The sequence below is a fragment of the Achromobacter arsenitoxydans SY8 genome (assembly GCF_000236785.1).
GTDB classification, from domain to species: domain Bacteria; phylum Pseudomonadota; class Gammaproteobacteria; order Burkholderiales; family Burkholderiaceae_B; genus Achromobacter; species Achromobacter arsenitoxydans.
Genome location: NZ_AGUF01000046.1, coordinates 94,473 through 106,268, shown reverse-complemented (window position 1 = coordinate 106,268; position 11,796 = coordinate 94,473). Strand labels below are relative to the sequence as shown.

Genomic DNA, 11,796 nt, shown 5'->3' with positions numbered 1-11,796 from the left:
GCTGACTCCGCTAGGGTTTCGCGTTCGGTTGTTCCACGGGAGCGACGCGCTGGCCCGGCCTGATCTTGTGCCAGCCATCGACCACGACCCGCTCTCCGGGTTCTAGCCCTCGCCGCACCACCCAAAACCCGTCGAGCTGGTCGCCGACCTCGATCTGCTTGGCCACCGCAGTGTCATCGGAACCGACGACAAACACGGTGGCCGTATCGCCATTGAGCCGCGCCGCGCGCGCCGGGAGCAGGATGCCGTCCTGGCGGACGCCGATATGGATCTGGCCAGTAACGAACTGGCCGGGCAGCAGTTCCCTGCCGGCATTGTCGAAACGGGCGCGTATGGTCTGCGCGCCTGTGGTCCGGTCGACGCTCAGGTCGGCAAAATCCACCACCCCCGTCTCGCCGAACTCCCGGCCATTGGCCAACGTCAGGCGCACCTGGAACGTGTTGTCCGCGGCAGTCGCCAACGCGCCGGAGCGGGCGTAGTCCGTGAGGTCCATGATGGCGGTATTGGACTTTGTGAACGTGGCGCTGATGGGAGAAAGCTGGTTGACCTGTGCAAGCAGCGTCGCCGCCGACGCGCTGACCAGCGCGCCTTCGGTCACCAGGGCGCGCCCCACCCTGCCCGCGATGGGCGCCCGGACCGTGCAACGGTCCAGGCGCAACTGCGCAAGCGTCACCGCCGCCAGCGCGTCCGCCACATTGGCCTGCGCCTGTCCCAAGGCCGCCAGCGCGGCCTCGTATTCCTGCGCGCTGACCGCCTGGCGCTGCACCAGCGGCCGGAATCGTTCCGTGACCGAACGCGCATTTTTTTGCACCGCCTGCGCGCGCTGCAGCATCGCGTTGGCTTGCGCCAGTTGCGCCTTGTAGTCGCTGGGATCTATCTGGAAAAGCGGGTCGCCCGCCTGGACATCGCTGCCCTCGTTGTACAGAAGCTTTTCGACGATGCCGTCAACCCGCGCCCGGACTTCGGCGGTGCGTATGGGTTCGATCCGGCCCGGCAGATTCACATTCAGATCCACGGGCTGACGCCCCACCGTGACCACGACGACCTTCATGGGCGGCACCTCGACCGACGCGTCGTTCCGGTCCCCGCACCCCGCCAGCACGAACGCCCAGGCCCCCGTGGCATACATCAGGACACGGCGGACATTGCTGCTTACTTTCGACATGCCAAAGCTCCTAGGCGTTCGAACACAAGATTCTCGCGCTGCCTTGCTCCGCATGAGGACGGGCAAGACCTAACCTGGACGGATCACGGGCGCCGGATCAGCGCGCCACTGTGCGCTGCCCAAACCGGACAGGCGCGGCGCAGCCGCGGCATGGGTTCGCGGCGGCAACGACGGGGTCTTGATATTGGAGCTGTATCTATGAGTTTGACGTGTGCGTCGGGAATCGCGCCGATGGCGATGGCAACGTCAGGCTGAGCCGGGACGAAATGCGTGGAACCGCGGAATAACCGCCCCAGACACGTGCCGGGCATTTCCACGGATCGGTTTGAATCGAACAAGACCTTCGACTTTCGCACAAGCATCCCTTTCATGAGTTGATAAGGAAAACCGGCAGAAATTACGTCCCTGGTCGGGCGATGGCTTGGCCTGCGAGCCCACCGACGGAGAGATTGGTAGCGTCAAACGTGGTATTGCGAACGGATATAGCTTAAGTAGCGATCGCCATTAACGCAAGGGCGCAGGAGCGGCGCGATCGAATCCACACGCAGCGCCTTCAGCGGCCATGGAGTTTTTTTCCGCACAAGTACGCGATACCTGGACGATCGCTTCGCGTCGGCGGCCTGGCTTTAGGGTTCGGCGCCCCTGAAAGTGACTGAAAGATACTATTGATACATCGACATTACATAGCCCGAATCCGGCCTGAATACCCTTGGCGGCTCGTTGCGCCGGCATGCCGAGGGGGCTCTGTCCCGTCTTATCGCAAGCCATGCGTGCGGGTCGCGATGCTGCAACGCGTATTGATCCCGCACGGGCCGTGTGCCCCAATACCCATTAACGCGGACACACGCGAAGCATTCAGGAGACGACAATGGCAAACCCTTCATACAAGCGAGTCATGGAAGTCGTGGCGGCAGCCGCCGACGGCACGACGTATCGCATCGACAAATACGCCCAGCCGCAGCAGAACGGCAGCGAACAGAACAACTCATTCTGCTGCCTGCAAGACGGGCAGCGTGTGGTCTGGTGCGGCGACGGCCAATACAAGCTTCCCGACGGCACCATCGTCGCGACGGTGGCGTCGCGCTTATGCGACTAGGCGGACCACCGGCCTGGCGTCATCGCCCCGCCGTCGATTCCCTTTCAATGATGCGGAATCCGACATCGACGAACGGCTCATCCGGTGTTTCGCCCCGGCATCGCGCAAGCAGGATGCGGCCCGCCTCCACGCCTATCCGCGAGCCATCGACGTGCACGGTCGTCAGCGTGGGCGCAAGGTGGCCAGAAAACGGGGTGCCGCCGAAGCCGCATACGGCCAGGTCTTCAGGGACCCGCAGTCCACGCACGCGCGCCTCGGTCAGCACGCCTTCCGCCAGCGTGTCGGAGCTGCAGAAGATCGCCCGTATCGACGGGTCTTTCGTCAGCAGCTCGGCGCCGGCCTGCCGGCCCGAGCCGACATTGCTGGGCGCCGGCACGACCGCAGTGGGCACGTCGTGGCCGATGCGATCCACGAAGCCCTGCCGGCGTATCAAGGCCCGCTGGTCGTCGCCCGTCGCTACCCCGAACCGCGTCCATCCTTTTGCCAGAAAGTAATCCGCGACGGCGCGGCCGACCTCCAGATGGGAGAAGCCGACAAGCATGTCGAACGGCTCATCGGTGATGTCCCAGGTTTCCACCAGCGGGATGCCGGCCGCGCGTATCCGCGTCCGTGCGGGCGTGTCGCTAAGCAGGCCAGCCATCACAATGCCGTCCACCTGGCGCCCGACCATCGAATTGAGCAGGTCCGCTTCGCGGGCGCGGTCGTAGCCCGTCTGCCCCAGCAGGAGCTGATAGCCCGCCCGGTCCAGCTGTTCCGTCAAGGCCTCGATCGTCGGCAGGAACTGCTGCACAGAAATGATGGGTACAAGCGCGGCCACCGTCTTGCTGCGGCGCGACTTCAGGCCGCCCGCCAGCAAATTGGGGATATATCCGATCGCGTCGGCGACGGCCTGTACGCGCGCCACGGTCTTGTCGGAAACGCGGTCGGGGTTGCTCAATGCGCGCGACGCGGTGATGAGCGAGACGCCAGCCTCGCGGGCGACGTCATGCAGGGTGATCGACTTCTGCTTGATGGGAGGCATTCAAATAAGGCTAAGGGTAAATACCAGCTAGAAAACTGTTTGCCGGCGAGTTTGGACAACGTTATCATTTTTCGCAACGACGCACTGAACTTTTGCGAAGACACAGCCGAATCGCGCGCTTGTCCTCGCACCCAGGCCCAGTGCGCATTTTTTCCCCAAAAAATGACAACGTTGTCCATACGTACCGCAGCGTTGCCAGTTCCGACCGAAGGAGGCATCCATGAACCCATCCCTAGCCGCCGACAGCATCAGCTGGATGCGCATTTCCTCGTGCTACCTGCCGCTGGCCACCCCGATCAGCGACGCCAAGGTGCTGACGGGCCGTCAGAAGCCCATGACCGAGGTAGCGCTTCTTTTCGTCGAGATCCAGACCAAGGACGGGCATGAAGGCCTGGGCATTAGCTACTCCAAACGCGCGGGCGGTCCTGGACAATTCGCGCACGCCAAGGAAATCGCGCCGGTCCTGCTGGGCGAAGACCCCAGCGACATCGGCCGTCTGTGGGTCAAGCTGGCGTGGGCAGGCGCATCCGTGGGCCGCAGCGGGTTGTCCACCCAGGCCATCGCGGCCTTCGACGTCGCGCTTTACGACCTGAAAGCCCGACGCGCCAACTTGCCGCTGGCAAAGCTGCTGGGCGCCTATCGCGATTCGGTGGCTTGCTACAACACGTCCGGCGGTTTCCTGCACACGCCGACGGATCAGCTGCTGGTGAATGCCTCGGCGTCCCGCGAGAAGGGAATCGGCGGCATCAAGCTCAAGGTGGGCCAGCCTGACCGCAAACTGGACATCAGCCGCGTGGAAGCGGTGCGCAAGCACCTGGGCGACAACGTGCCGCTGATGGTCGACGCCAATCAGCAATGGGACCGCCCCACCGCGCAGCGCATGTGCCGCATCTTTGAGCAATTCGATCTGGTGTGGATCGAAGAGCCGCTGGACGCCTATGACCATGAAGGACACGCGGCCCTGGCCGCCGCATTCGACACGCCCATCGCCACCGGCGAAATGCTGACGAGCGCGGCAGAGCACGGCGATCTGATCCGCCATCGCGGCGCCGACTACATCCAGCCCGATGCGCCTCGCGTCGGCGGAATCACGCCCTTCCTGAAGATTCTTTCGCAAGCCGACAGCGCGGGCCTGATGCTCGCGCCGCACTTCGCGATGGAATTGCATGTCCACCTGGCGGCGATCTATCCGACCGAACCATGGGTTGAACATTTCGACTGGCTGGAACCGCTGTTCCACGAACGCCTGGAGACGCGCGACGGCCGCATGCTGGTGCCCAACCGGCCGGGTCTCGGGCTGACGCTGACGGATCAGGCGCGCGCCTGGACCCGCGAGCAAGTCGAGGTCGGCAAGCGCGCCTGAGCGCATTACCTCCGCTTTACCCCCGCGTCCCGCGGGGCCTCATACCTATTCGAGCGCAACAACGCCAATCCTGAGGAGACAACTTGATGAAACGCCTAATTTCTGCCTTGCTCGTGCTGGGCGCCGCGGTTGCGGCGCCCAGCGTCGCAACCGCGGCCGACACCGCATGGCCCAACAAGCCTGTGACGTTCCTGGTGCCGTTCCCGCCCGGCGGCTCGACAGACTTCATCGCCCGGACCGTCGCCCAGAAGGTCGGCGACAAGCTGGGCGGCACGTTCCTGACCGAGAACAAGCCCGGCGCGGGGGGCACGATGGGGGCCGCCTATGCCAAACGCGCCGCGCCCGACGGCGGCACCATCCTCGTGTCGTCGCTGGGTCCGTTCGTGATCTCGCCTCACCTGGTGTCCAACCCCGGCTACGACGCGCGCAAGGACTTCGACTTCATCACCGTCGCGGTCCAGGCGCCCAACGTCCTGGTCGTCAACGCGAAATCGCCACTCCAGTCCTTGAAAGACGTTATGGAGTACCTCAAGTCCAATCCGGGCAAGATGACTTTCGCGTCGGCGGGCAACGGCACGTCGGATCACCTGACCGCCGAACTGTTCTGGCAGGAAACCCGCAGTCAAGCCACGCACATCCCCTACAAGGGAGGCGCGCCGGCAATCGTTGACCTGCTTGGCGGCCAGGTGGATGCGTCGTTCTCGAACATCAACACGTGCCTTACGCACATCCAGTCCGGCAAGCTGCGCGCGCTGGCGGTCACCAGCGCCAAACGCTCTCCCCTGCTGCCCGATGTGCCGACAATGGAAGAGTTGGGCTTGAAGGGCGTAACGGTGACGTCCTGGCAAGCGTTTGCCGCGCCGAAGGGGCTGCCCGCCGACATCCGCGACAAGCTCCGCAACGCGATCGTCGAGAGCCTAAACGACCCTGCCATCAAGCCCAAGCTGCTGGAACTGGGCTTCGAGATCGTCGGGAACACGCCCGCCGAGTTCACCAAGTTCCAGGCCGAAGAGTATGACCGCTGGAAGCGCGTGATCGAAGTGGGCAAGATCACGACGAACTGACAAGCGGCGTGGATTCTCTGTTCATGTCCCGTTGCCGCGCACGCGGTCGATGACGGCCTGCCAAAGCGCGGCGACGGGCGCCGCCTGGACTGCTTCCCATGCGCGCGAGACCAGGGCCATGCCGAACATGCCCGTGAGGAAGCCGGCCAGGCCGCCGGGGATGCCCAGCATGCCGGAAAGGTATGGCGCCGCGTAATACGCCCCGAGCGAACCGCTTACGGCCATGCTCAAGCGCGCGCGCCATGACCCCCGCAGGTAATGCACCGACACTGCGGCTCCCAGCACGCCGGCGAAATTCTCCGCGAAGGCGTCGAAGTCTTGGATGTTCAATTGCGTCCCCTATAAGCGTCAAAAACCTGGTCTTGCGTCAGGTAGACGACCAGGCCGCGAGCAGCCCCGCAGCGTTCGGGTCACCTTTCGTAATCTGACCGTTCTGAAGTTGATCGACGCATAAATCTTAGAATGCTAAGATTCAAAACACAAGCCACCTAAGATGTTTTTTGTTTAGCATCCTAAGATGACCTTTCAGAAGCGAATCACGCAGGCGTTCAACGAAGAAGCGTCCCGCCGGGCGGACGCGGCCGAGCCACGCCTGACCAAGACCAACCTTTGGAAGGCCGCAGGCGCCTCTTCCGGCGCCGCGACGCATTGGTTCAATGGGTCCAACGGGATGGACATGGCAACCTGCATCAAGGTTGCGCCGCTTCTGCATGTCAACGCGCAGTGGCTGTATGACGGCACCGGACCTAAGCTGCCTAAGATCGGCGACGCAGGTGCGGCCGCCGCGCTGGCGCCTCCCCCGGCGCCTTGGCCCTTTCCCAGCATCCCGGAAGATCAGGTGCGCGCCTTGTCCCCGGACCAGCTCCACAAGCTGCAGGGCGCGCTGGCGTTGGCGATCGCGCAATTGAAGCTGGGGATTGATGTCTCCCCGGCGCCTGTTGCACCGCAGATTTCGACAGTCCTGCGCAGCGACTCGCTGGTCGACACCTACCTGTCCAGCGACGAGTTCCCGATGCGCGTCGATGGCCTGTCCCCGGCCCCATGGGAAGGCGGAAAGACCACGCACCAGACAGAGCGCGAACACCGGGTGCAAATCAGCACCCAGACAGGCGTGGTGGCCAACGTAGGCGCGGGGGAACCGCCCGCAGCCAACGACAAGTTCGAGAAAGTCCCCGAGCTGGCGGACGTGCGGCTGGCGGCAGGCGAGCCCATCGAGAACCACACCGAAGAACAGACCGGCATGATCCAGTTCCGCAAGTCGTTCCTGAAGTCGGTGGGCGCGGACAGCGGAAAAGGCCGCGTCGTTTACGCCAAGGGCGACAGCATGGAACCCGTCATCCGCGACGGCGCCGCCCTGCTCGTGGTCCCCAACGAAAGCCTGACGCTGCGCGATATCGCGGCCGGCGGCGTGTATGCCATCAACTACGACGGCAAGATGATCGTCAAGACAATGGCCAAGGACAGGCTGACGGGGCACTGGGTGGCGCGATCGTTCAATCCCGTGCACGCCGACATTCCGCTAGAGAACGGCGCCCCGGTGCGGGTGCTGGGGCGGGTGGTCTGGGCGGGGGCCCGGCTGCGCGAGGATGAAGTCGGGCAATGGGTGAAGTCTTAGAAGTGAACGGCGGCGGGATGAATTAAGAACCGGCCGCCGCCGCTCACTGCGTTCGATGCGCCTAGCTACGCCGGGCGGTCAACCACTGAGTGATAGGCAGCGGTTCGCTCGCGATCCGGATTTCGCTGATGTTGCCAAAGAAGCCGTCGGCTCGCTCGCCGTCCCACGCACCCGCACCGACAACCCAGGGCATGGCCGCCGACACCGGAGCCAGGCCGGAAGCATTGCCCGAATTGCGCAGCACCGGCGCGCCTTCGATGTACATGATGCTTTCGCGCGCCACCGGGTCGGCGACGATCGCGATATGCACCCAGGTGTCGGGCATGATCTCGCCGGACCAGCTGGCCTGAGGCGACCGGGTTCCGGCTTGCGGCGTGACCACTTCCCACTGAATCTCGCGCAGGCTGGACACCGCGAACAGCACGGGAGGCGATTCGCCGTCGCCACCGGAGAATCCCGGAATCGCGTCGCGGCGCCCATCGCGCGTCATGACGTTCATCCAAGCATGCAGGCTGGAGCTCCAGTCCTTGTCGATCTTCACGAACGCTTCCACGGTGTAGCCCGTGCTCGCGAAGTCCATGGCATTGAGCGGCGCGGAGGCATCGGTCAGGAAGTAGCTGAGACGCTTTGTATTCTTGTTGGTATTGGCAAAGCGCACCGAGCCCGGGGCGGCCGACAGATAGTGCTTGTCGGCAGTCCAAAGCAGGTCGTCAAGCTGCGCCGTCAGTACGCCCGCCTCGGAATTCAGGGCGGCGCGGTGCAGCGAATTCTGGCCAGCGCGATCTTCAATGACGTGGCCCGCGGCAACGGCCTGCCCGGCCGTGCCGCCAACGAAACGCCAGTGTGCAACGGTGCTGCCCACCTTCGGATAGTCTTCGGCGTCCGCCGGCGCCCGGTTGGCCGCAACCTCGGGCTCGGTGTAGCCGGCAAGAATCATCGCGCTGGCGGTCTCCACAAGCGACGCCCTCAACTCGGCGCCAGGTCCGAAGGTCTTGTTGAATCCCGAAAAACGGGAGACAAAGTCCATGTCGATGATGAATTGCTCGTTGTCCGTCTTCAGCACGGCCTGGTCGAACTGCGTCAACGTTTCGCGCGGCTTTTGCACCACCCAGGGCGAGAACGACAGAACATGAATCTTGTTGTGGGTCAGGTCGAATTCGTACAGACGCATCAGGCCGTTGCCGCCCTGATAGGCCATTTGGTAATCCACCACCATCAGTTCGACTTTATTGCCAAAGTCGTTCGTGCGCGTCTGGTGCGCGGCGCCATGGTGATGGCCATTGAGCGTCATAAAAATCTGATCGTTGTCGCGGATCAGGCGGTCCCACAGCATCAGGCCGTACGGGGTTTCCAGCGGGCTGACGCCATCACGGTCGATATTCAGAAGCTGGTGATTGACAAGGATGACGGGCAGGCTCGGGTTCTCGCTGATGACGCGACGCGCCCATGCAATACCGTCATCCGATATGCGCCAGGACAGCGACAGCACCATGAACTTCTGACCTTCCGCCTCGAAGACATGGTACTCATGGAAACCGCTGGGATCGCGGCCGCCAAAGGTCTTCATGCGCTTGGCGCGCGTGGTGTTGAACCATTGCAGATAGGGTTCGTTGGCCAGCGTGCGCTGCGCATCGGTGCCGCTGGATTGGCTGGATGCGTCCACATAATCGCGCGACTGAAGCACGTCGTGATTGCCGGCCAGCACCGAGTAGGGAACCTTCGCGGATTCCAAAACCCGCATGGCCTGATCCGCCACCTTCCATTGATCCGGCATGTTCACCTGGTCGACCACGTCGCCCAAATGCGTCACGAACGGAATGTTCAACGCCGAAGCATTCGAAGCGATCCAGTACGTCTGGGCCATGAACGGTTCGCTGCCGAACTTGCGGCTGTACTGGCTGCTTTCCGCCAGGGTGGCGTAGCGGGCATAGAACTGCGTATCGGGCAGCACGGCCAGGGCAAAGCGAGAGCCCTTGCCGGTATCTTCGACAGGGCCCGGCTCAGGCGTTTCACCCGGACCGGGTGCTTCCTTGTCATCATCATGATCGTCGTCTCCGCCGCAAGCGGTCAGCAGGCCGGCGCCAGGGATCATCGCCACGGCCAGGCCGCCGCGCAAGAAAGTGCGCCGCGTAGGAGCGCTTGGTGCAGCGGCCTGCAGATCCTTGGGTTCATCAAACTTCGACATCGCAAAAACTTCCTGAGTGGACACGAGGACCCGCTTTATAGATCGGGCCAGTGACGCAGCCATGACAACGCCCAGGCAGATGCGCCGTCGAATTGATCGTGTTCTTGCGGCGCGATGCATCGTTTGAAGGCCAGCGGTTCAACATGAGCAAGCCCGCAGAACGCGAAAGCCCGCCGGCTTTCGCTGGCGGGCTTCGGGTCTGAGATTGGATGGTCTTACTACTATCGTCGGATCACAACGTGAAGGTCGGCCGGACCGGATTGCGCTTTCGTTTTGATTTTCATGCCGCAAAATGAAAAAAGGCACTTCGCTTTCGCGCAAGTGCCTGTTTTCATACAAATTCTTTGGGGTGGCTGATGGGGCTCGAACCCACGACAACCGGAATCACAATCCGGCGTAATACCTAGGATTCATGCGGCTTTCCGGGAGAAACTGGTGGCATGGACGTCCAAAACGGCCACAGCTCTGCGCGGTTCTTCGGGGAATTGCCACCGCTATTTTCAGCCCTATACTGACTGACCCGACCGGAGGGAACTATGTGCATCCACTACTCGGGCGCGAAGATGATGATGAAGGGACAACATGGAGAAAATCGTTGTTTGGGGCCGCGTGGTCACTGGCATCTTGTTTGCTTGCGTTGCCGCTTATGCTGCCTCAATGCTGAGGTATGTCGAAGTAGGCAGCTCGCCTAGTGGCACATGGATATACATCCTAGACCGGCTCACCGGAACCGTCTGCCTTACCGCTCCAGGGAGCGAAGTTAGCCAGTGCGTAGCCCGTGGGACCGTGGCGCGTTGGGAAGACGCTCCCCCCGGTGGCTATGAACCCGCACCCAACGAAAAAGACAAAAAATAGCGTGCACGCGGGAAAGACTCTCTTGGCCTGCACCTATTTTTGTGACCGGGATTGTAGGGATGGACCATGTGCAGCCACTACCAGACGCTAAGACGCTTCCAAATTCAGCGCGGTAAATCTGTCCGATGTTTATCTGCCGCTGCGCACCGCCCCTTTGCTATTGGGTAGAGTGGCGTATATGGACACATGGCCCTTCCCCGAATTCCCGCCCGAGCGCTTTGCACAGCTACCGGTTGAAGACAAGGAACTTTGCCTTGTGATGATCCGCGCGTACTTGGCCGAAATTGCGCTTCAAGAGCAGATAGGCATGCGGACAAGGCCGGCGGGCGACAGCTGACCCTATACTGGTTCCCCCCAGGAGGGTTCCATGTGCAGCCACTACCAAACGCTGAAAGATGCCGAGCTGCTGCTGAAGAAGTTCGGCGCGTCCAAGCCGGCCCCCATCGGCAAATACGACATGTGGCCTCGGTATCAGGGCGTATTTGTGCGCCGGCCGCCGGAGCATGACGCCGGCGATGAAGCCGTGCCGGAGCGCGAGGCAGTCCCTGGGCGCTGGGGCCTGATCTCGGCGTCCACCCGCCCGGACGCCCTGGCCGGGGCCGAGAAGCTGTCGACGTTCAACGCGCGCGACGATCGGGTCGCCAACGCCTTCACTTTCCGCAACGCCTGGCACCGGGCGCAGCACTGCATCATCCCTGCCGACGCGATCTTCGAGCCGGATTGGCGCTCTGGCAAGGCCGTGGCCACCCGCTTCACCCGGGCGGACGGCGCGCCGCTGGGCATCGCTGGGCTATGGGACCGCTATCGGGACGCCGACGGGGCCTGGCATAACAGCTACACCATGCTGACCATCAATGCCGACGAGGATCCGCTCTTCCGCGACTACCACCAACCGAACAAGGAAAAGCGGATGGTCGTAATCCTGCCGGAGGGCGCCTACGGAGATTGGCTGACGGCGAGCGCAGAACAAAGCCGCGATTTCCTCGCTCCCTTCCCTTCCGACAAGCTGATCGCCACGCCGATGACGTGACCCTGTTTTTGCTGCAATATACTGTATATCCATACAGCTATGTCGCAGCAGAATCATGCGTTGCTCAGTCGTCCGCACCCACTATCTCGGCCAGAAGCGTCGAGACAATGACCCTGCGCCCGCAGTGATCGGCACGGTTCGTATGTACTCTGTCACCCGCGAGGATCTGCGCCGCCACGTCACGGTCATGACCATGGATTGCCTCGCCAAATTTGGCGGAATGCAAAAAGGGGCGATTCCTGATCTGCTTGAGCCGGAGCTACTGACGTTCTCATCCGACCGCGGGATGATGGTCTGCGGCTTCGAAGAAATCGACGGCCGGCGCTATTACCAGGGGTGGTGGATGCAGTGGGTGCAGCAGTAGAAAAAAATTGACCCTTCGGTAATCTTTTTTGTTGACTG

At 62.7% G+C, this 11,796-nt stretch carries 10 protein-coding genes and 1 tRNA gene; 6 read left to right on the top strand and 5 right to left on the bottom strand.

The annotated features are described in order from the left end of the window. Positions 1-10: 10 nt before the first annotated feature. Positions 11-1,165: an efflux RND transporter periplasmic adaptor subunit gene (locus tag KYC_RS12720; RefSeq protein ID WP_008162723.1), complete on the bottom strand. Its 1,155-nt coding sequence runs from the start codon at positions 1,163-1,165 to the stop codon at positions 11-13. An 868-nt stretch (positions 1,166-2,033) separates the two neighbouring features. Between KYC_RS12720 and KYC_RS12715 the strand changes: the two genes are divergently transcribed. Further along, positions 2,034-2,261: a hypothetical protein gene (locus KYC_RS12715; RefSeq protein WP_139026511.1), complete on the top strand. Its 228-nt coding sequence runs from the start codon at positions 2,034-2,036 to the stop codon at positions 2,259-2,261. 19 nt (positions 2,262-2,280) lie between these two features. On the opposite strand, the gene KYC_RS12710 is transcribed toward KYC_RS12715, so the two are convergent. Continuing rightward, positions 2,281-3,282, bottom strand: a complete 1,002-nt coding sequence (locus KYC_RS12710) for a LacI family DNA-binding transcriptional regulator (RefSeq protein WP_008162719.1) — start codon at positions 3,280-3,282, stop codon at positions 2,281-2,283. A gap of 220 nt (positions 3,283-3,502) precedes the next feature. On the opposite strand from KYC_RS12710, the gene KYC_RS12705 reads away from it, so the two are divergent. Both KYC_RS12705 and KYC_RS12700 read left to right on the top strand, forming a co-directional pair. After that, complete coding sequence (locus KYC_RS12705; protein ID WP_008162717.1) at positions 3,503-4,645, top strand: L-talarate/galactarate dehydratase; 1,143 nt, start codon at positions 3,503-3,505, stop codon at positions 4,643-4,645. Positions 4,646-4,731: 86 nt separating this feature from the next. Continuing rightward, complete coding sequence (locus KYC_RS12700) at positions 4,732-5,709, top strand: Bug family tripartite tricarboxylate transporter substrate binding protein (protein ID WP_008162716.1); 978 nt, start codon at positions 4,732-4,734, stop codon at positions 5,707-5,709. A gap of 21 nt (positions 5,710-5,730) precedes the next feature. Here the strand turns inward: KYC_RS12700 and KYC_RS12695 are convergent, their stop codons facing one another. Beyond that, positions 5,731-6,039: a hypothetical protein gene (locus KYC_RS12695; protein ID WP_008162714.1), complete on the bottom strand. Its 309-nt coding sequence runs from the start codon at positions 6,037-6,039 to the stop codon at positions 5,731-5,733. A gap of 187 nt (positions 6,040-6,226) precedes the next feature. Here KYC_RS12695 and KYC_RS12690 point away from each other — a divergent pair, with 187 nt between their 5' ends. Then, complete coding sequence (locus tag KYC_RS12690) at positions 6,227-7,324, top strand: S24 family peptidase (protein WP_008162712.1); 1,098 nt, start codon at positions 6,227-6,229, stop codon at positions 7,322-7,324. 61 nt (positions 7,325-7,385) lie between these two features. On the opposite strand, the gene KYC_RS12685 is transcribed toward KYC_RS12690, so the two are convergent. Further along, on the bottom strand, positions 7,386-9,509 hold the full coding sequence (locus KYC_RS12685) for a LamG-like jellyroll fold domain-containing protein (protein ID WP_008162710.1): 2,124 nt from the start codon (positions 9,507-9,509) through the stop codon (positions 7,386-7,388). A gap of 345 nt (positions 9,510-9,854) precedes the next feature. Then, positions 9,855-9,970, bottom strand: a tRNA-His gene (locus KYC_RS29635). 761 nt (positions 9,971-10,731) lie between these two features. Here KYC_RS29635 and KYC_RS12675 point away from each other — a divergent pair. Beyond that, entirely contained in the window at positions 10,732-11,394 is a 663-nt protein-coding gene (locus KYC_RS12675; protein WP_008162705.1) for an SOS response-associated peptidase, read from the top strand. A gap of 55 nt (positions 11,395-11,449) precedes the next feature. Then, positions 11,450-11,758: a hypothetical protein gene (locus KYC_RS12670; RefSeq protein WP_238531924.1), complete on the top strand. Its 309-nt coding sequence runs from the start codon at positions 11,450-11,452 to the stop codon at positions 11,756-11,758. Positions 11,759-11,796 lie beyond the last annotated feature (38 nt).